21 protein-coding genes and 1 tRNA gene are annotated in these 19969 nt (G+C 63.9%); 9 read left to right on the top strand and 13 right to left on the bottom strand.

Going from position 1 to position 19969, the window contains the following annotated elements; genetic code table 11:
- Positions 1–76: 76 nt before the first annotated feature.
- The gene (locus LH20_RS17800) at positions 77–1348 is read left to right on the top strand and encodes a dipeptidase (RefSeq protein WP_053555369.1); all 1272 of its coding nucleotides are present in this window, start codon (positions 77–79) and stop codon (positions 1346–1348) included.
- Between the two features lie 8 nt (positions 1349–1356).
- Here LH20_RS17800 and LH20_RS17795 read toward each other — a convergent pair whose 3' ends face one another.
- Both LH20_RS17795 and LH20_RS17790 read right to left on the bottom strand, forming a co-directional pair.
- Positions 1357–1743 carry a DoxX family protein gene (locus tag LH20_RS17795; RefSeq protein WP_235527018.1) on the bottom strand — a complete coding sequence of 129 codons (387 nt, stop codon included), beginning with the start codon at positions 1741–1743 and terminating at the stop codon, positions 1357–1359.
- A 62-nt stretch (positions 1744–1805) separates the two neighbouring features.
- Positions 1806–3098: an FAD-dependent oxidoreductase gene (locus tag LH20_RS17790; RefSeq protein ID WP_053555368.1), complete on the bottom strand. Its 1293-nt coding sequence runs from the start codon at positions 3096–3098 to the stop codon at positions 1806–1808.
- A gap of 155 nt (positions 3099–3253) precedes the next feature.
- Between LH20_RS17790 and LH20_RS17785 the strand changes: the two genes are divergently transcribed.
- Positions 3254–3327, top strand: a tRNA-Gln gene (locus LH20_RS17785).
- Between the two features lie 183 nt (positions 3328–3510).
- Positions 3511–4881 (top strand): IS1182 family transposase, encoded by a 1371-nt coding sequence (locus LH20_RS17780; protein ID WP_053555367.1) that lies wholly within the window; start codon positions 3511–3513, stop codon positions 4879–4881.
- Positions 4882–5017: 136 nt separating this feature from the next.
- On the opposite strand, the gene LH20_RS23085 is transcribed toward LH20_RS17780, so the two are convergent.
- From LH20_RS23085 to LH20_RS17735, 8 genes are all read right to left on the bottom strand, one after another.
- A protein-coding gene (locus tag LH20_RS23085) for an IS630 family transposase (protein WP_425441547.1) occupies positions 5018–5975 on the bottom strand; the annotation gives its coding sequence in 2 pieces (ribosomal slippage) (positions 5018–5648 and positions 5647–5975; 960 coding nt in all).
- A 314-nt stretch (positions 5976–6289) separates the two neighbouring features.
- Positions 6290–7036 carry a sensor histidine kinase gene (locus LH20_RS17765; protein WP_053555366.1) on the bottom strand — a complete coding sequence of 249 codons (747 nt, stop codon included), beginning with the start codon at positions 7034–7036 and terminating at the stop codon, positions 6290–6292.
- Between the two features lie 16 nt (positions 7037–7052).
- On the bottom strand, positions 7053–7247 hold the full coding sequence (locus LH20_RS23380; protein WP_053555365.1) for a hypothetical protein: 195 nt from the start codon (positions 7245–7247) through the stop codon (positions 7053–7055).
- 283 nt (positions 7248–7530) lie between these two features.
- Positions 7531–8202 carry an OmpW/AlkL family protein gene (locus LH20_RS17755; protein WP_053555364.1) on the bottom strand — a complete coding sequence of 224 codons (672 nt, stop codon included), beginning with the start codon at positions 8200–8202 and terminating at the stop codon, positions 7531–7533.
- Between the two features lie 208 nt (positions 8203–8410).
- Positions 8411–9877: a S41 family peptidase gene (locus tag LH20_RS17750; protein WP_053555363.1), complete on the bottom strand. Its 1467-nt coding sequence runs from the start codon at positions 9875–9877 to the stop codon at positions 8411–8413.
- A gap of 39 nt (positions 9878–9916) precedes the next feature.
- Positions 9917–10645 carry an RlmE family RNA methyltransferase gene (locus LH20_RS17745; RefSeq protein WP_053555362.1) on the bottom strand — a complete coding sequence of 243 codons (729 nt, stop codon included), beginning with the start codon at positions 10643–10645 and terminating at the stop codon, positions 9917–9919.
- Positions 10642–11736: a Ppx/GppA phosphatase family protein gene (locus LH20_RS17740; protein ID WP_053555361.1), complete on the bottom strand. Its 1095-nt coding sequence runs from the start codon at positions 11734–11736 to the stop codon at positions 10642–10644. The genes LH20_RS17745 and LH20_RS17740 overlap by 4 nt, the downstream gene beginning before the upstream one ends.
- Before the next feature lie 188 nt (positions 11737–11924).
- Positions 11925–12311, bottom strand: coding sequence for a glycine zipper 2TM domain-containing protein (locus tag LH20_RS17735; protein ID WP_053555360.1), 387 nt, complete (start codon positions 12309–12311; stop codon positions 11925–11927).
- 193 nt (positions 12312–12504) lie between these two features.
- Here LH20_RS17735 and LH20_RS17730 point away from each other — a divergent pair, with 193 nt between their 5' ends.
- Positions 12505–13491, top strand: coding sequence for an esterase-like activity of phytase family protein (locus LH20_RS17730; protein ID WP_053555359.1), 987 nt, complete (start codon positions 12505–12507; stop codon positions 13489–13491).
- Between the two features lie 36 nt (positions 13492–13527).
- Here LH20_RS17730 and rpmB read toward each other — a convergent pair whose 3' ends face one another.
- Positions 13528–13821, bottom strand: a complete 294-nt coding sequence (rpmB, locus tag LH20_RS17725; protein ID WP_053556357.1) for a 50S ribosomal protein L28 — start codon at positions 13819–13821, stop codon at positions 13528–13530.
- A 140-nt stretch (positions 13822–13961) separates the two neighbouring features.
- On the opposite strand from rpmB, the gene tadA reads away from it, so the two are divergent.
- Positions 13962–14417, top strand: coding sequence for a tRNA adenosine(34) deaminase TadA (gene tadA, locus LH20_RS17720; protein WP_053555358.1), 456 nt, complete (start codon positions 13962–13964; stop codon positions 14415–14417).
- Between the two features lie 78 nt (positions 14418–14495).
- Here the strand turns inward: tadA and LH20_RS17715 are convergent, their stop codons facing one another.
- Positions 14496–15209, bottom strand: coding sequence for an NAD-dependent deacylase (locus LH20_RS17715; RefSeq protein WP_053555357.1), 714 nt, complete (start codon positions 15207–15209; stop codon positions 14496–14498).
- Positions 15210–15355: 146 nt separating this feature from the next.
- Here LH20_RS17715 and dapB point away from each other — a divergent pair, with 146 nt between their 5' ends.
- Both dapB and nth read left to right on the top strand, forming a co-directional pair.
- A complete protein-coding gene (gene dapB, locus LH20_RS17710; protein WP_053555356.1) occupies positions 15356–16084 on the top strand; it encodes a 4-hydroxy-tetrahydrodipicolinate reductase in 729 nt (242 codons plus the stop codon).
- Between the two features lie 5 nt (positions 16085–16089).
- Entirely contained in the window at positions 16090–16743 is a 654-nt protein-coding gene (gene nth, locus LH20_RS17705) for an endonuclease III (protein WP_053555355.1), read from the top strand.
- Between the two features lie 109 nt (positions 16744–16852).
- Here the strand turns inward: nth and bdcA are convergent, their stop codons facing one another.
- Positions 16853–17566, bottom strand: a complete 714-nt coding sequence (gene bdcA, locus LH20_RS17700) for an SDR family oxidoreductase (protein WP_053555354.1) — start codon at positions 17564–17566, stop codon at positions 16853–16855.
- 77 nt (positions 17567–17643) lie between these two features.
- Here bdcA and LH20_RS17695 point away from each other — a divergent pair, with 77 nt between their 5' ends.
- A complete protein-coding gene (locus LH20_RS17695) occupies positions 17644–18234 on the top strand; it encodes a TetR/AcrR family transcriptional regulator (protein WP_053555353.1) in 591 nt (196 codons plus the stop codon).
- A gap of 59 nt (positions 18235–18293) precedes the next feature.
- A complete protein-coding gene (locus tag LH20_RS17690; RefSeq protein ID WP_053556356.1) occupies positions 18294–19667 on the top strand; it encodes a M20/M25/M40 family metallo-hydrolase in 1374 nt (457 codons plus the stop codon).
- The last annotated feature ends 302 nt before the right edge of the window (positions 19668–19969 follow it).

Genomic DNA, 19969 nt, shown 5'->3' with positions numbered 1-19969 from the left:
CCCCCGCCCTCGTGCAGAAGGGAGCGGCCGAAATTTCGGCTCGATTTCCGTGCCGCGGCGCTTAATGTCGCCCCCCATGATGAAACCCTCCCTGCTTGCCGGCATTGCGGCGCTCGCCCTTCTCTCCATCCCCGCGGCCGCACAGCAGTCGCCCGAAGCGGCCGCCGAGGCCGCGCTGAAGCGCGCGCCGGTATTCGACGGACACAACGACGTCCCCTGGGCACTGCGCGGGCGGCTCGGCAACGTCATCAACAGCTTCGACTTCGTCGACACCACTGGCACGGCCGAGCCCGACCGTGACCCGCCGCGGAACGCGATGCACACGGACCTCAGCCGGCTGCGCAAGGGCCATGTCGGGGCGCAGTTCTGGTCGGTCTATGTTCCTTCGAACGACAATGAGGACGAGGCGGTACGCCAGACCATCGAGCAGATCGACGTCATGAAGCGTCTGATCGCGCGCTACCCCAGGGATATGGCGTTCACGACCAGCGCAGCCGAGCTCGAAAAGACGATGAAGACGGGCAAGATCGCGGGAATGCTGGGAATGGAGGGCGGGCAGTCGATCGGCTCCTCGCTCGCCGTCCTGCGCCAGATGTACGCCCTTGGCGCGCGCTACCTGACGCTGACGCACGGGCGAAACACCCCGTGGGCCGACAGCGCGACCGACGCCCCCCGGCACGACGGCCTTACCGATTTCGGTCGCCAGGTGGTGAGCGAGATGAATCGCCTCGGGATGATCGTCGATCTGAGCCACACGAGTCCCGCGACGATGAAGGATGCTCTCGCCGCATCGAAGGCGCCCGCCATGTTCAGCCACTCGGGCGCGCGGTCGGTCAACGATCATCCGCGAAACGTCCCCGACGAGGTGCTGCCGCTGGTCAAGGCAAATGGCGGTATCGTTATGGTCGTCTTCCTTCCCGGCTTCCTCGATCCCGCGGTGCGCGCGCACGGGCTTGATCGCGCCGCCGAAAAGGCACGGCTCGACGGGCAGTATCTCGGCAATCCCGATGGCGCGGCGGCGGCGCTCAAGGCATGGGATGCCGCGCATCCCGTCCCGAAGACGCAGATTGCCAAGGTCGCTGACCATATCGATCATATCAAGGCTGCGATCGGGGTCGACCATATCGGGCTCGGCGGCGATTATGACGGGATGGATTCGGCGCCGGTGGGAATGGACGATGTCGCGGGCTATCCCGCGCTGTTCACCGAACTCGCGCGGCGCGGCTACACGCAGGTCGAGCTCGAGAAGATCGCGAGCGGGAACATGCTGCGGGTGCTGAAGAACGTCGAGACCTATGCGGCGAGCCAGAAGAGCGAGCCGCCCCTCGAAACGCCTGTCGCGAATTAGAGCGGCGGCTAGCGGCCCCGCGCTTTCGTCCTGAATGGCCAGTCTACCGCGCCGCTCGCCCAGAGCGCCCACCAGACGATCAGTGGCTGCGCGGCAAGGCGCGGGGCGTGATAGCCCCAACCGAGCGTCGTGCTGCCGACCGTGACATGGGCAAAAGCGTGGTAGAAATTTGCCGGCCACACGCAAAGCGCATAGAGCGCAAGCGCCCAGCCCGCGATCATGCGGGTCGCGGGGGCCAAAAGCCCGATCGCGCCGCATATTTCCGCGATGCCTGTTGCGGCGACGACCAATGCGGGCTCGGGTACCCACGGCGGCGTGATCGCGAGGAAGGGCGCTGGCGTCGCGAGGTGGCGATAGCCCGCATAGCCAAAGGCGAGCGCGAGCAGCCAGCGCAAACCCTTTCGCAGTGGAGTGGCTGACCGCTGATCCGCTGCTCGCCCAAGCACCCTAGACCTGCTTAGCGGCCGATCGCGGCGAGCATCGCGTCGATGCTGGTGAACTTCTCGCGCGGGGCGCCGTCGATCGCCGCTTTGACTTCGGCCTCCTCGATGCGGCGCCAGTCGCGGAAGGTCACCGGACTTATGCCGCGGCTCGCGAGCAAGGTGTCGAGGCCGGGGCGTCCGGCCTTTCCCGCGCCGCGGCCGATATCCGCGAGCAGCATTTCGGCGATTCGCGCCCCGTCGGGTTTGTTGGTGCCGATCGTACCCGTGGGTCCGCGCCGGGCCCAGCCGACACAATAAAGACCGGGGAGGATGCGGCCCTCGTCATTGGCGAAGCGGCCGCGGCCATGCTCATAGGGTACGCCGGGGATCGGAGGGGTCTGATAGCCGATACAGCTCACCACCAGCCCCGCCTCGATCGCATAGGTTTCGCCGGTGCCGTGGCTGCGCAGATCCGCATCGAGCCTGGTTCTTTCGACGATGACGCGCTGGACGCGGCCCTCTCCCTCGATTGCGACGGGCATGGCAAAGAAATCGAAGTCGATCGTCACCGGCTTGGCGACCGGATTGGCGGCGAAGCTCCGAAGGTGCGTGACCGACTTGCGCATGCCGGGCTCAAGCATTGCGTCGTCGCCTTCAGGCGGAAGATCGGCAGGGTCGACGCGAGGGCTCGCGCGTTCAAGGTGCCCGAGTTCGCCGAGCTCCTTGGGCGTCATCGCAATCTGGTGGGGACCGCGGCGCCCGAGGATCTGGATGTGGCGCACCCCGCTGTGCGCCAGCGCGTCGCGCGCATGGGCGACGATGTCGCTGCCGGCGAACTCGCCTGGCGTCTTGGCAAGGATGCGCGCCACATCGAGGGCGACATTGCCATTGCCGATCACCGCGACGCCGGGTGCTTCGAGCGGCGGGTCGAGATCGGCGAAATCGGGGTGTCCGTTGTACCAGCCGACGAATGCGGCGCTGCCGATCACGCCCTTGAGGCCGGCGCCTGGAATTTCAAGAGGGCGGTCGTTCGGCGCGCCGGTTGCGAGGACCACGGCGTCGTAGAGCCCGGTGAGTTCGTCGATCGTCACATCGCCGCCGACGGAAACATGTCCCACGAAGCGGACATTGTCGGTGAGGGCAACGCCCTCATAGCGGCGTGACACCGCCTTGATCGACTGGTGGTCGGGCGCAACGCCTGTACGAATCAAACCATAGGGAACGGGCAGACGGTCGATGACGTCGATCGCTATATCGTCGGCCTTCTGCAGCGTTTCGGCGGTGTAATAGCCCGCCGGGCCCGACCCGACGATCGCGACATGACGCATCAGCCCACTCCTTCGGGGTGTCCGGCGCGAGATACCGCCACCCTCTTCGTTGGCACCGATGCTAGCGGCGAAATGCGCAAGGGCAAGCGGGCTTGTGCATGAAGTCGCAGCGGCCTTGACAGGCGCGCCGCGCAATCATATTGCGCCCGCCTCATTGCCCCGTCGTCTAATGGTAAGACTACGGATTCTGATTCCGTCTATCGAGGTTCGAATCCTCGCGGGGCATCCAGATTTCCCTCCTTTATCAATAGTATTTCTGAAAATTGGCTGTGGCGCCAATGTCCTGGAACGCTGATGGAATGTTCTAACTAGCGACAGCCCGGCGATAAGGGACCGATAAAATGAGGGCCTTGAGGCCCTCAGACTGCTGACAAAGCCCTGGCGCGAGCCGGGGCTTGTGATTCTATGGATCATGCTGAGAACGCCTGGCCCTATCCAGACCGCTCTTGAGATGGTTACGCTTGAAGAGCTGGTCCCGCAGGATCACCTGCTTCGCAAGATCGAAGCGGTGATCGACTTTTCCTTCATTCATCCGCTGACGGCGCCGCTTTACAGCGCGGATAACGGTCGCCCGCCACTGGATCCAACCTTGATGTTCAAGGCGCTGTTCCTCGGATATCTTTTCGGCATTCGATCCGAACGTCAGTTGGTTCGGGAGATCCAAGTCAATGTTGCTTATCGGTGGTTTCTTGGACTGAAGCTGACCGATGGCGTGTTTGATGCATCTACGCTCTCGCAGAACCGTCGGCGTCGGTACGATAACACCACGATCGCGCAGGACATCTTCGATCAGATCGTGTTGCAGGCCATAGAACATGGCCTCGTTGACGGGACCGTGCTGTACACGGACAGCACCCATTTGAAGGCCAACGCCAATAAGAACAAATATGATCTGAAGGTGGTCGCCAAGTCGCGCAGCGATTACTGGGATGCGCTCGATCGCGCGATCGAAGACGACCGCGCTGAACATGACCTCAAGCCTCTCAAGGCTCGCGAACGGCAGCCGGTAGAAAAGAGCACCAAGGTATCCAGGACTGACCCCGAAAGCGGCTACATGGTGCGCGACGGCAAGCCCAAGGGGTTCTTTTACCTCGATCATCGCACCGTTGATGGTCGCCTTGGGATCATCACGGACACATACACAACACCAGCCAATGTCCATGATTCCGTGGTCTATCTGGGACGGCTGGATCGTCAGTGCGAACGTTTCCAGTTCGATGTTGCCGCCGTTGGCCTGGATGCCGGCTATGCAACCGCCGGTATCGCCAAAGGCCTTGAAGATCGTCAGATCATGGGGGTGACCGGATATCGCAATCCCAGCCGGCCAAGGCCAGGCATGATGCGTAAAAGCCGCTTTGTCTGGGAAGGGCAGAGCGACGGTTACCGCTGCCCTGAAGGCCAGTTGCTCGGCTATTCAACCACCGATCGCAACGGCTATCGCCAATACAAGTCCGATCCGAACGTCTGCCGCGACTGCGCCTTGCTGTCTTCCTGCACAACGGCGCAAAAGCCTCAGCGGGTTATCACACGACACGTCTGGCAGGACTCTCGGGACCGGGTCGACGCTTTACGGCTCACACCGCAAGGCAAAGCCATCTACAAAAGACGAAAGGAAACAGTCGAACGCTCGTTCGCCGACGCCAAGCAACTCCACGGACACCGCTACGCTCGCTTCCGAGGACGAAAACGCGTCGCGTTCCAGTGTCTCATCGCCGCAGCAGCCCAGAATATCAAGAAAATCGCCCTGGCAATGACCCGAGAAAGCCTCCCGGCACTCGCCTGACACGAAACGAAGATCTGTCGCCGCACCCAAAGCCCAAATCGAACAATGCTACAGCACAAACAACAAACCCCGCCGCAAAACGACGGGGTTTGTCAGCAGTCTGAGGGCCTTGAGGCCCTTCTAGAGCATCGTGCGTTTAATCGGACGCATAGCCGGCGGCTTTGAGGTAATTCCAACATTCTTCGGATGAATAGAGGTCGCAGATATTGCCGAGGGCGCGCCAGAGGGCGTCGAAGCTGCGCGCTTCGCTGCGGCGCAGGTGAGCCTTGAGCTTGGAAAAGGCCATTTCGATCGGATTGAGATCGGGGCTGTAGGGCGGCAGGAACAGGAACCATGCGCCGCGTTCTTTGAGGATTGTCGCGGCCTTCTCGCTTTTGTGGCTCGAGAGATTGTCGAGGATCACGACGTCACCAGGGTCGAGCGTGGGCGCGAGCTGCGTTTCGACCCATGTCTCGAAGATGTCGCGGTTCATCGGCCTGTCGATGACCCAGGGAGCGACCAGGCGATCGTGGCGGAGCCCGGCGATGAAGGTCTGGGTTTTCCAGTGCCCGAACGGCGCTTTCGCCTTGAGGCGCGAGCCGTAGCGCGCTCGCCCGCGCAGGCGCGTCATCTTGGTCGTGGTTGCCGTCTCGTCGACGAAGATCAACCGATGCGGCTCCTGGCGCATCCGCGGCTGGCGATGTCGGCGCCAGCTGCGACGACGCAGTGCAATGTCAGCGCGTGCGCACTCCCACGCCAGAAGTGTTTTTTTTATAGGTAAATCCAGCAGACAAGAGCGCACGCGACAAGGATGCGGGATGGGCAACAACCCCTGTCGCCGCCTTCAGCCGCGTCGCCAGTTCGGGCATCGTGATGTCTGGCCGCGCCTCCACCCAGCCAATCAGCACCTCCATATGGGCCGCCAATTTACCGCCTCCGGCCGGCCGGCCTTGTCGCGCCGGTGCTGTCGAACCCGTCAACGCGACACGCTTCGACAGCTTCACGGCAAAGCTCGGGCTCACCCCAAAGCGCCGGGCAGCATCACGCCGCGAGTGACCCGATCTTATATACCCCTCCACGCGATCGCGCAGATCCCTCGAATAAGATTTCCCCATGATCCACCTCCGAACCCGGTGAATCACAACTCAGACCTTTTGGGAATCCCCCGATTCCTATTTCTGGCACGATGCTCTAATTTCCAAACATAAAACGACGGGGCTAACCGACGATCTGTTTCGCGCCTTTCCGGGCTATGCCGCTTGCTCGAAGTGGCCACTGCACGAGTTGATCGATTCCGACGCTACGATCTGATCAGCAGATAAAGCTGTAGCTTTGATTTCACGTGAAGGGCATCCCAATAGGCGCAGCCGTGGCGGCGCATTGACCATGCAAGGCGGGTAGGGCGAGCGTGACCGGACAGCGGTTGAGGTCATGCAATTTCCGGCTTCAGGCGGAATCGGCAGCGAACGCCGCCCGGGGGAAACTCATGGGCAAAATCCGCAAAGACCGGCAGACGCGCGAGTAGCCTTGTTCCGAGGCCGCGCCTTTGGGGTTCTGCCACTTCGGGACCGCCGTGCTCGTTCCAGTGGAAGCGGATCCCGGATCCGTCAGCGGGATCTTCCCAATGGATGGCAACCTGTCCCGATGGCTGCGACAGCGCCCCATATTTCGCAGCATTGGTTCCAAGTTCGTGAACGGCGATAATCATTGGCGTGCAATGGCTTGGCGCGATGGAGACGTCGGGTCCTTCAAGTGTGATGCCGCCATGATCGGAAAAGGGCAGAAGCGCCTCCTCGACCAACCATGCCAGCGGGCAGGGACCCCAGCCGGTGCGCGTGAGCAGATCCTGCGCGCGGGCAAGCGCCTGGATGCGCGGAAGCAGGCGCTCGAAAAACGTATCGGCGCTTTCCCCCTGCTTCTCACATTGCCGCGCCAGTGCCTCGATAAGAGCAAGATGGTTTTTCGCCCGATGCCCAAGCTCGGCAGCAAGATTGCGTTCGCGCTCGATCGTGGCTTCCAGTTCGACAACCGAACGGCGCAGCGTTTGCGCAACCAATATTATCAGCGCGGAAGCGAGACCGAACAGTGCCGCGCTCAGTAGCGTCTGCGGGCCGCTCCAGTTGGTCGCGAGCCAAACTCCAGACGCGACATTCGCGAGGATCGCAGACCCGATCAACGATGGTTCCTGGACGTTAACCGAGAAAAACTGCTGCCAGCAGCACCGCCGGGAAATAAACGAGGTAGGGAAGGCGCGCATCGAAGATGGGGTTCATCGCGACGCGAAGCAGCGTGGGAATTGCTAGTGCGGTGAAAACCCAGCCGAGCGTCGCTGGAAGGGGGCGCGATCCCTTGAGGATCGCGCGTTTGACGAAGTCGATCCGTGTCATATCTCACCCCTGAGACAAGATCGAAAATTGGTCTGTATGAATACAATGGACAGAGTCGTGTCAAGCGGGCGTCGATACCGCCACCGTCTGTTGCAATGGCAATAATCAGGGGCTTCCGGCGCTTCGAAACCATGCCCCCTATCGCCCCCCTCCGCAGTGGAGAAGGGCGACGCCGATGGCAGTGGCCGGAGCGAAAGGCGGCATCGCGTTCGGCACCGCCCATTCTGCAGGGCGTAGCGCCGGCGGGACTTCAGGCCGCAATCCGGCGCGGGGAATGCCGACGTCAGAAGCGGAAGGCGGCGCCGACGCTCACGACCCAGGGGTCAAGCTTGTGACGCGTCTTGAGCACCTCCGTTCTGCCCGCGTACCAGGTGGCCGTCGGACGCAGGAAATAGCGTTTCGTGTCGAGCGAGATCGCAAATCCGCGATCGTTGAGCGGAATATCGACCCCGGCTTGTAAGGCTGCGCCCAATTTGTCGCCCATCTTCTGCCGCGTCGCACCGAGGGCCCGCGTCGTGGCACCGGGTTTCTCGTCGATGAAGATAAAATAGCTCGGTCCTGCGCCGACATAGGGCCGGATGCCCCCTTCCTTGCCGAGATGATATTTGAAGGTGAGCGTCGCAGGAACGATGCTCGCGTCGGACACGAGCGTCGCGCCGCCGAGCGCACCGCGGCCGTCCACGTCGTGCACGGTCACCCCGGCGATGGTTTCGAGCGAGACGGCATCTGACAGGAAATATTCGATCGCGACCGTCGGCGTGACATTGTCGTCGGCCTTGGACTGGGTTCCGGCGGGAAGGCCAATCTCGTCGGTCTTGATTGCGGTAATCTTGCCGTCGGGCGCGACGTAGGTTGCGAAGATCTTCACCTGCACATCGCCGGCTTTCGCCGTCGCGCTGCCGGGCACCATCATCGCAGCAACTAAGGCTGCGAGGGGGAGGTGGATGGCTTTCATGGGGTTCTCCTCTGTTAACGGAGATTCCATGGAGGCAGGATCCGACGAGGGCATTGATCGGGCACAATTTTTTCTTTGACCTTTGTCAACGAGCGGTGCGCCCAGGCACAAGCGATACGTGCGCTCCGAGGCAATCGCGTCGCTCGCGTAAGGGTCTTCAGGAAAAGCGCCTGCCGCGCGCGACGAGTCTTGCTCTCGTCCCGCTCCGTCAGAACAGTCCGGGCAGTTCGCGCTGGGCGGTCGTGGGCTGCGCGGGCACGAGCATCTCCGGACCCGGCGCTGGGCTGCCGGTCATGCGGCTCGCCGAAGCCGAGCGTGTGTCCGCGATGCGCGTAGTGCAACTTTGCCCCGACAGGAAGTCGATTGCCGCGCGCACCGAGGCTTCGCGCGGGTCCCCGAGCGGGAAGCCGAGATCGTCGTCGGCGGCGCAGCTGTTCGGGATCTTGGAGGCGAGGCCGTTATAGTAATCGCCCTGGCCATCGGCATTGGTCAGCGCGAAGGCGATCACCCGCATGCGGTCGTCGCACGATGCCTTGTCGAGGGCAATCTGGCCAACCGGCTTGCCAAAGGTGTCGCTGCCCACCAGCGTCATGTTGGTGCCGAGATAGGGGAGCATGCCGTTGATCACCAATTCGCTCGCCGACGCCGTTGAGGCTGTGCCGATGAAGGCGAGCCGTGTCGGTGCGACCGATTGGGGCTGTGCGGTAAAGAAATGCTGGCTGTTCTCGGCTGATTTTTCGGGTCTAAACTTGATCTCGTCGAACAGGTCGCTCGCGTTGCGATTGCGCCCCAGAAGATCGCCAAACAGCTCGGCGACCGAGACGAGTCCGCCGCCATTGTAGCGCAGGTCAATGATGATATCGGTCACGCCTTGGTCGCGGAAATTCTGGAAAGCAGCGCGAAGCTGGGCGTTCGCCGAAGTGATGAAGGTACGCAGATTGACATAACCGTAGCGCCGTCCGCCCTCGGTTATGATCTTTGCGCCATAGCGGTCCGAGACAGGGTCGATGTCGTATTCGGCCTTGGTGACCGTGACGTTGCGTGTCCCCGAGGCATCGGTGATCCTCAGCACACGCGTCACCCCGGCCTCGTCAGGGCCGAGTGCGTTGATCAGCCCCGCCGTACCTTCGGCCGCGACGATACTCGCAGTCGTGCGAAGATTGCTGCTGCTCGTCCCGATCGCCGAGATTTCCGTGCCACGGTCGATTCCAGCTGCGAGTGCCGGCGCGCCCTCATAGGCTTCGGCAATGACGATGCGCTGGGTGAACGGGTTGTAGGCGAGACGGACACCGAAGCCGGCGCTCGACCCGCTGGCATAATAGGCATCCTCCTCGGCGATCGAGGTGATGTAGGTGAAATAACGGTCCTTGCCCTGCGCCCGCGCGGGGGCGAGCAGCGCATCGATATAGGTCTGCACGTCGCCATAGCTCGCGGGGTTGACGTTGGCGGCGACATCGCTGGGGAACAGATACCATTCGTCGATCACCGCCTTGGCAAAGGCCTGGCGCGACGAGAGGCTGCAGCCGGCGGTCGGCGTTGGCGTCGGGGTCGGCGAAGGCGTCGGGGTGACGGTGACCGGCGGTGCGCTGCTGCCTCCCCCGCCTCCGCCGCCGCACGATGCCAGCATCAGCGCCGCGATCGTCACGGCGGCAACGGATTTGCCCGACCCACTCATTCATTCTCTCCCCAGTCCGGCCCGCCGCTCCTCCTCGAGTTAACGGGCGCTTTCCTCTGCCTCGGCTCCTTTGGCTGCGTCGCTGCGCCCCTTGAAACCTTGGGCAATCACATAAAGTTCGGGCGATCCCTTGCGGCTCGCAGGCGGTTTGGCGTGCTTGACGGTCGTAAAATGGCGCTTGAGCAGTGTCAGAAGAGTGCGGTCGGCGCCGCCTGCAAAGACCTTGGCGACAAAAGCGCCCCCAGGCAGCAGGTTCTGGACCGCGAAATCGGCGGCGGTCTCGGCAAGCGCAATGGTGCGCAGATGGTCCGTTTGCGGATGTCCAACCGTGTTCGCGGCCATGTCCGAAATGACAAGGTCGGGCGCGCTGCCGAGCGCGTCGATCAGCGCAGCAGGGGCGGCGTCATCCATGAAATCCATTTCGAGGATCGCAACGCCCTCGATCGGCTCGCAGGCCAGAAGGTCGATCCCCGCCACCCGCGCGCGCGGGTTTGCCTTGCGCACAACCTGCGACCATCCGCCGGGCGTGATTCCGAGGTCCACGACCGCGCGCGATTTTTTGAGGAAGCCGAATTTCTCGTCGAGTTCGATCAGCTTGTAGGCCGCGCGCGAGCGATAACCTTCGGCCTGCGCGCGGCGGACATAGGGATCATTGAGCTGCCGCTGCAGCCAGCGCGTCGACGACGCGGTGCGCCGCCGCGCGGTCTTTACCCGCTCGTGTAGCCCGCCGCGTCCACTTCGGCCCCCACTGCCCCCCTTGCGGCTCATTTGCGATACTCGCGGCGGATCACCGGAACCGTGCGCCCCTGTCCGGCCAGCGTACGCAAGATGCCCTCGCGAATGCCGCGGTCGGCCACCCCGACCCGCGCCGCGGGCCAGAGGTCGATGATGCTTTCGAGAATCGCGCAGCCCGCCACGACGAGGTCGGCGCGCTCTCGGCCGATGCAGCCGATCTCCGCGCGGTCGCTAAGGCTTGCTTCCGCGAGCCGGCGGCTGATGGCCCGCATCGCATCGGCGGGGACGACCAGCCCGTCGACCGCGCGCCGGTCGTAGCGCGGGAGATCGAGAAAAACGCTGGCGAGCGTCGTTACCGTGCCGCTGGTCCCGAGCAGGCGCAGCGGCTCACCGGCGAAGCGCGACGCGCGCTCGGCGAAGGCGGCAAAGGCATCGCGCGTCACCGCGCGCATCTGGGCATAACTTGCCTGCCGGGCTTCGAGACTGTCCTCGGCCGGCGGAACATGTTCGGTGAGGGACACGACGCCCCAAGGCACGCTGATCCAGTCGCGGATCGCGATCTCCTGGCCGTCCGAGTCCACATGCATCAATTCGGTCGATCCGCCGCCGATGTCGAAAATGAGCGCGGGGCCGTCGCCGGGCTCCATCAGATTGTGACAGCCGAGCGCTGCAAGTCGCGCCTCTTCGGCCGCCGAGATCACGTCGAGCACGATGCCCGTTTCGCGCCGCACCCGGTTTGCCAGCTCGTCGCAATTGGCGGCGCGGCGGCATGCCTCGGTCGCCACGGCGCGCGACAGCGTGACGTGACGGCGGCGGAGCTTGTCGGCGCAAATGGCCAGCGCGCTGACCGCGCGGTCGATCGCGGCCTCGCTGATCCGCCCACTTGAGTGCAGTCCCTCGCCAAGGCGAACGATGCGCGAAAAGGCGTCGATCACGACAAGCTCGCCATTCTGCGGCCGCGCAATCAAGAGTCGGCAGTTGTTGGTGCCGAGATCGATTGCCGCATAGCTTTTTGGTCGCGTGAAGGCGGTGGGGCGGAGCCCGGGGGCGCCCGTCTTTCGGTTCTTCGTCACCGCTGCACCGGTGCGCGGCGGTCGCCCTGTTGGCGCTGCCATTTGCCGCATGGCTATTTTGACCTGTCTACTCACGCGCCCGCATGGTCGCGGACGTGCACTTGGCAGCGAGATTAGGCGGGGCGGGCGACGATGGCAAGTTGCATCGCCGGGAGGCTGGGCGCGCAAAGAAAACCCCCCGCCGCGCTAAAGCGGGCGGGGGGCAGGGATGGAGTAGTTCTTGGGGGTCGGGTCAGCCCTTAGCGGCAGCCGTCATTCCCCTTGTCGATCGCGCGGCCAGCAAGGGCGCCGATCGCGCCGCCGATGATCGTGCCGACGGTCTTGTCGCCGCGGCCCGCGATTTCATGGCCGGCAAGACCGCCTGCCACCGCGCCGATGATCGTGCCGCCGGTGCCATTGTCGCACTGGCGATAGTTCCGGCGATCGTTGCGATTGTTGTAATAGCGGCGGTCCGCGCGGCGATCGTAACGACGGTCATAGCGACGATCGTTGCGGTCGTAGCCCGCATAATAGTTCGAATAGCCTTTGCGGTCGTAATATCCGGTCTGCGCAGCGGCGGGGGTCGCCATTCCCAGCGTCGCGGTCGACATCAGGGCGGCGATGGAGATCGTCATCATCTTTTTCATCGTTTTTCTCCTTCTTCCTTCGTGGGCCCTTCCTGGGGGCGGTGAATCGATGAGACTGTTCTGCGCGCTTCGCATTGAGCCGGGCCTGAACATCGCTGTCGGCGTTCGTTCAGCTTCGGTTGCCTGAGGTTCAGTTTCGCGAAGGGGGCATGCGCTCTTTTCATTGGCGGCAGGCCACTCTACGTCGGCGCCGATGCGCCGCCTTCTCCCCGCCGTTCTGATCTTCGCCCTTCTTGGTCCCATGCCGGGTACAGCGATGCGCTTTCCGGTGAACGACTACAGGCAGGAGGTGACGGTGCGTCCGCTCGGCTTTCCAGAGGAAAGGACGGGGATGCTCCGTTTCGTGCGCGGTTGGCATCTCACGAGCCCGCACAGCCGCTTTGGCGGCCTGTCGGCGGTGGCGGTGATGGCGGCGGGCCGGTTCCAGTTCGTCGCCGACACGGGTTATTGGTCGCGGCTCACTCTGCACTCCGATGGCGGCGTTGCGGCGTTCCATATCGCTGCGCTGCCCACCCCCGACGGCCGGCGCCGCAAGAAGTCGATGATTGACGCCGAGGCGATGATCTATGACCCTGCGACCGGCAAAAGCCTCGTGGCGTTCGAGGGCACGAACGAGATCTGGCGCTTCGATCGAGAGCTGTCCCGGGTCGAGGCGCGCGCGGCTCCGGCGGCGATGCGGCGCTGGTCGGGTTATGCAGGAGGCGAAGCCATGGCCCGTCTTGCCGACGGCCGGACGATCCTGTTTCGCGAGGCGCCGGATAAGGATATGCGCGGATCCGAGGCGCTTGTCTTCGCCGGCGATCCGGCGATGGAGGGCCCGCCGCCCGTCCGCTTTTTCTACGATGCCGAAGGCAAGGGCTCGGTCAGCGACGCTGCCGCCCTTCCCGATGGACGAATCCTCCTCGTCCATCGCAGGCTGGGCGTCGATCCCGTGTTCACGACGATTATCGGCATTCTCGATCCCGCGAACATCGGCCCCGACACGCTCGTGCGTTCGCGCGAAATCGGGCGGGTCCCGAAGCCGCTGGCCGATAATTTCGAAGGCGCAGCGGTCGAGGTTCGCGACGGCCGCACCTGGCTCTGGCTGGTCTCGGACGACAATTTCAACAGCTGGCAGCGGAGCCTGCTGCTAGAGTTCGAACTCGTCGGTCTGCCCGACAGCAAAAAGGCCGCGCGGTAGTCCGGCGGCCTGATTGCTTTAGCGGCTGGATGAGGCTCAGGCGGCGGTTTCGGCCAGCTTCTTCGCCACTTCCTTCTTCACCTTGCGGGCGTTTGTCGACAGCTGGTCGTCGCTGGTCTTGAGCAGCCAGTTGTCGAGGCCGCCGTTGTGCTCGACCGAGCGCAGGCCGTGGGTCGACACGCGAAGCTTCACGCCGCGGCCGAGAGCGTCCGAAAGCAGGGTCACATTCTGCAGGTTGGGCAGGAAGGTGCGCTTGGTCTTGTTGTTGGCGTGGCTGACATTGTGGCCAACCTGGCGGCCCTTGCCGGTCAGTTCGCAAATGCGCGACATGATGCTCTTCCTCGTCAAAAAAAATTCGGGTCGGCGTCCGGGCGCTTCCCGAAAAACGGGGAAGGGCAGGACCGGATGGGCCGGGAAAGGCGCGCGCTTATCGGCTTGCCGGAGATTCGTCAAGCGATTAGCGGTGGGAAATGTCCCCTTTTCCCATGCCCGAACCGATGCGCCGCGCGCTCGATCTTGCACAGATCGCCGCCGACTGGGGCGAAGTGCCGGTGGGCGCGGTCGTGGTCAAGGACGGCGCAATCATTGCCGAAGGTCACAACCGTCCCCGCGAATCGCATGATCCGACCGCACATGCCGAGATCGTTGCGATTCGCGCCGCTGCGGCAAAACTCGGCAATGAGCGCCTCGACGGGTGCGACCTCTATGTGACGCTCGAGCCTTGCGCAATGTGCGCCGGCGCGATCGCCCACGCCCGCATCGGCCGGCTCTATTATGGGGCTGACGATCCGAAGGGCGGCGGGGTCGTCCACGGCCCGCGGCTCTTCGCGCAGCCGACGATCCACCACCGCCCCGAGATCTACGACGGAATTGGTGCGGGCGAGGCGGCAGCGCTGCTGCGCGATTTCTTCGCACAGCGGCGGTAGGGGCCCGCTCGGTCTAGCCGGAAATGGAACCTGGATCAGGGAACGAGGGGCCTGTTTTTGCCAGGATTTCCTGAAATGTCACACCCCTTCGCCGCCGAGCACTTCGTCCACCCATGCCGGCACGAGCGCGGTGGCAGGTCCGTGGCGGGCCTCGTCGAACCAATAGCTCCCCTCGCTCGGCTCGAGGTTGAGCTCGAGCGTCCGCGCGCCATTGGCCCGGGCCTCGCGTACGAAGCCCGCTGCGGGATAGACGGCGCCCGATGTGCCGATCGAGACGAAGAGATCGGCGCGGTTGATTGCGCGATATATCTCGTCCATCCGGTAAGGCATCTCGCCGAACCAGACGACGTCGGGGCGCAGATATCCCGCCATGCCGCATGCGGGACAGCCGGGGCGGTTGATCAGCGGGCCGGTCCAAGGGCTTCGTTGGTCGCACGCGGTGCACCAGGCGTTGAGATGCTCACCGTGCATGTGGATGAGCCGCTTCGCGCCCGCGCGCTCATGCAGATCGTCGACATTCTGGGTCACGATCAGCAGTTCTCCCGCCCATGCGGCATCGAGCCGGGCGAGCGCCTCGTGCGCGGCATTCGGGGCTTTTTCCTGGATCGCAGCGCGGCGTGCGTCGTAGAAGCGATGGACGAGGTCGGGGTCGCGCACGAAGGCCTCAGGGGTCGCGACATCTTCGACGCGATGCTCCTCCCAAAGGCCGCCCGCGTCACGAAAGGTATTGATGCCGCTTTCGGCCGACACGCCCGCGCCGGTCAGAATGACGATGTTCCGAGTCGAAGACATGCGGCCCCCATATCCGCTCGCGTCTCGATAAGTCGAGAGACGCTGAAGGCCGTCATTCTCGCTCCCTGGCGATGATCATTTCTGGCGTGCGTCTCGACTTCGCCCGAGGCGGGGGGCTAAAGGGGAGGAAAGAGAGGGGACGCATTATGACCAGCATCGGTATCATCGGGAGCGAGGGCCGGATGGGCGTTGCGCTTGCCGCTGCGATATCGGAGGCGGGGCAGCGGAGCTGCGGCGTCGACAAGGGCGGTAATGTCGCCAAGTTGGCGGCGGCGGCTGACGTGCTCGTTGATTTTTCATCGCCGGGGGCGCTGGAGGCGACGCTCGATGCCTGCGTCGCGGTGAAAAAGCCGATCGTCATCGGCACGACGGGTCTCGAAGAGCGCCACCATTATCTGATCGACGATGCGGGAAAGGACATAGCCGTTCTCCAGACGGGAAACACCTCGCTCGGGGTCACCCTGCTTGCCCATCTGGTGCGCGAGGCGGCATCGCGGCTCGACCCCGAATGGGACATCGAGGTTCTGGAGATGCACCACCGCAACAAGGTCGATGCGCCGAGCGGCACCGCGCTGCTCTTGGGCGAGGCGGCGGCCAGGGGCCGCGGCGTCGAGCTTTCCAAATGCTCCGAGCGCGGCCGCGACGGTGTCACCGGCTCGCGCGGCCATGGCAAGATTGGCTTTGCCAGCCTGCGCGGCGGTACCGTCGCGGGAGACCATGACGTGATCTTTGCGGGCCCTGAAGAGATGATCACCCTGTCGCACCGCGCTGAAAACCGCATGATCTTTGCGCGCGGTGCAGTGAAGGCAGCATTGTGGCTGATCCATCAGAAGCCGGGGCGTTACACCATGCCGCAGGTGCTGGGGCTATCGTGAAGACGATGACCAGGACGGAGGTTTTCGAGTTCTTCCGCCGCCTTGCCGATCTCGATCCCGACCCCCAGACCGAGCTTGACTATGGTAATATTTATCAGCTGCTCGTCGCCGTCGTGCTGTCCGCGCAGGCGACCGACGTCGGGGTGAACAAGGCGACGCGCAAGCTGTTCGAGCTGGTGAAGACGCCGCAGCAGATGCTCGACCTCGGCGAAGAGGGACTGAAGGAGCACATCAAGACTATCGGGCTCTTCAACGCAAAGGCGAAGAATGTCATTGCGCTGTCGGAGATTCTCGTGCGCGAATTTGCCGGCGAGGTTCCCGCCGACCGCGACGCGCTGGTCGCATTGCCGGGCGTCGGTCGCAAGACCGCCAATGTCGTCATGAACTCGGCTTTCGGGGCCGAGACATTCGCGGTCGACACCCATATTTTCCGCGTCGGCAACCGCACCGGCCTTGCGCCTGGAAAAACGGTGCTCGCCGTCGAAAAGCAGCTGGAAAAGAAGGTGCCTGGTCCCTTTCGAACCGGCGCGCACCACTGGCTGATTCTTCATGGCCGATACATCTGCAAGGCGCGCACCCCCGAATGTTGGCGCTGCCCGGTTGCAGACCTCTGCCGCTACAAGCCCAAGACGCCGGCGCCACAGGGAAAAAGAATATAATCTCCCAGGGACGAAGCACGCCTGGGATGCGCGGATCTATGCCCAGCTCCTAACGTGCAAAAGCCTGTCGATGAAGGGCGGCCGCGAGGGGGCCGCCCCTTCCGCCACCTCAAGCGCCGAATGCGCCATCGATCGTGTGCATCGCGCCGGTGACGAAACTTGCCTCGGGACCGGCGAGCCAGGCCACCATTCCGGCTACTTCTTCGGGACGTCCGTGGCGCTTGATCGCCATGAAGCCGTGCAACATATCGCGCATCGGACCGTCTTCAGGATTGGCATCTGTGTCGATCGGGCCCGGCTGCACGACATTGATCGTGATCCCGCGCGGTCCGAAGTCGCGCGCAAGCCCGCGCGCCATGCCCTGCAGCGCCGACTTGCTGAGCGCGTAGGAGGCCATGCCCGGGACGGGCATGCGGTCGCCATTGACCGAACCGATCACGATGATGCGCCCCCCTTTGGGCATGTGCCGCGCGGCTTCGACCGCGGCATGATAGGGAGCGGTCACGTTGATGCGGATCAGCCGGTCTACCTCGTCGGGGTCGAGATCGAGAGCGTCGCCGAAGAGTGCGATGCCGGAATTGACGACGAGGATATCGAGCGGACCGCGCTCACGCACCCGCGCAATCACTGCGTCCCGGTCGGCGCTGTCGGTCGGCACGGCGGCGGCGCCGGTCTCGGCCGCGAGCTCCTCAGCAGCCTCGCGCGAGCCATTGTAGGTGAAGACGACCTTTGCGCCTTCGGCCGCAAAGCGGCGAACGATCGCGGCGCCGATGCCGCGGCTGCCGCCCAGTATCAGAACCGATTTTTCATGGAACGCGGACATGGGGAGAACTCCTTGCTAAATAATGTAGGAGGCACTACATAAAACCAAACATCCTTTCGTCAAGGCTTTTTGTAACGATGACTACAAATAAATCTTCCACGCGTGGGCGGCCGCGGCGCTTCGACCCTGATGCCGCTGTGGCGGTAGCCGAGCGGCTATTTCACGCGCGAGGCTACGACGCGGTCAGCGTGTCGGACCTCACCGATGCGCTGGGGATCAATCCGCCAAGTTTCTACGCAGCCTTCGGTAGCAAGGCCGGTCTCTATGCACGCGTGCTCGATCATTGGGCGGGCACGGGTGCCATCCCGCTCGACCAGATCCTGCGGGAGGACGTGCCGGTGGCCGACGCGCTCGCAGCCCTGCTCGAGGAGGCGGCGCGGCGCTACGCTGCCGATCCTGGGGCGACCGGCTGCCTCGTTATTGAAGGCACGCGCTGCAATGATGCCGAGGCCCGCGAAGCGGCGTGCGCGTTGAACCGCGCGGCAGAGGACAGGATCCGCGATTATATCGCGGCGCGGCATCCCGAGGGCGCAGCTTCGGTGGCCGATTATGTATCCACCACCATGTCGGGGCTTTCGGCAAAAGCGCGCAACGGTCACGATCTGCCCCGCCTTCTCGCCACCGCGCGGCTTGCCGGCGGCACTCTGGCGCAGGCGCTGGCTGCATGAGGCGCAAGCCGCCCACGATCCCCTCCTGCGAAGCGGCCGGCACGCGTCATAGTCCCCTCATGCGCCACTTCACCGCTCCCTTCGCTCTCGCCGCTGCGATTCTTGCTGCGGCGCCGGTCCACGCCAAGCCTGCCGACCTGGATGCGGCGAAGAAGATCCTGATCGACAGCATTGCGATTCCGACCGTCGAAGGTCGCGGCAAGGTGCCCGAGCTTGCGGCCTATTATGCCGGGGTGCTCAAGGCGGCCGGTTTCACCGATGCCGATATCGAGATCACGCCGATCGGCGAGACCGCGAGCTTTGCAGCGACGCTGAAGGGGGCCAGCAGCGAAAAGCCGATCCTGCTGCTTGGTCATATGGACGTGGTCGAGGCCGATGCGAAGGACTGGACGCGTGATCCCTTCGTGCCGGTGGAGGAGAATGGCTATATTTTTGGCCGCGGATCAGAAGACAACAAGTTCGACGTCGCGATGATGGTTGCGACCCTCGCGCAGCTCAAGAAGGAGGGCTTCACGCCCGAACGATCGATCATCCTCTTGCTCTCGGGCGACGAGGAAACCGCGATGGTGACGACGCAGGCACTCGCCGACAGATATAAGGGCGCTGAGTTTGCGCTGAACGGCGATGGCGGCGGCGGGCTCATCGGCGAGGACGGCATGCCCAAATATTACGCGCTCCAGGCGGGCGAGAAGACCTATGCCGATTTCACGCTCGAAGTGACAAACCCCGGCGGCCACAGTTCGCGCCCGTCGGACACCAATGCGATCGTTCAGCTGGCAAACGCGCTGGCGAAGGTCGGGGCCTACCGGTTTGCCCCGCAACAAAATGAGCTGACGAGGGTCGGCATGCCGATCGTTGCCGATCAGGTCGGCGGGGAAATCGGCGGTGCGCTCAAGGCCTTTGCGGGAGACCCCGCCGATGCAAAGGCAATTGCGGCGATTCGCTCTGAGCCCGAGTATGTCGGGCAGATCGGGACCACCTGCGTGCCGACGATGGTCAAGGGCGGCCACGCTGAAAATGCGCTCCCCCAACGCGCCACCGCAAACATCAACTGCCGCATCTTTCCTGGCGTGAGCGTCGAGACGGTGCGCGCCGAGCTCGAAAAAGTGATCGCAGATCCTGCCGTTGCAGTGAAGACTGACCCCGAGGCGACCGCGAGCGACGCCTCGCCGCTCCGCGCCGACGTCATGGCGGCGGTGACGAAGGCCGTGCATGCGCGCGCGCCGGGCCTGCCGATCATTCCGGCGATGAGCGCGGGGGCAACGGATAGTCTCCATTTCCGCGCCGCGGGCGTGCCCAGCTACGGGGTCGCGGGCCTCTTTTCCAAGGCGAGCGACAGTTTCGCGCACGGCCTCAACGAACGCGTCCCCGTCGCTGCGATCGCCCCGGCGCTTGCGCATTGGGATAGCTTGCTGCGCGACCTGTCTAAATAGGGGGCCGCGCGTGCGCGGGACCGGACCCAAATTTGGCTTGCAGCCAGCTTCGGGAAGCTTTCGATCCACCTTCGCTTTCCTCGGTAAACCGAAATCTGCTCATCGTTCCTCTCATGCTTCATCCGATATTCCCAATCATCGGATCCGGACTCTGATTGAAGGTGGAGGAAAAACCGTAGGTCGTCAGTGTAAACAAGCGGGGCCGGGACATTTTTCTCCTCGTCCCGGCCCCAACTGCGCCGCCGCCTTTCCAACCGGGGTAAAGTCTTGCAAGGGCAGCGCGCGCAGCTATCGTGATTTCG

Origin of the sequence: Sphingopyxis sp. 113P3 (genome assembly GCF_001278035.1) — a bacterium.
Taxonomy (GTDB): domain Bacteria; phylum Pseudomonadota; class Alphaproteobacteria; order Sphingomonadales; family Sphingomonadaceae; genus Sphingopyxis.
This window is presented reverse-complemented; position numbering and strand designations above follow the sequence as displayed.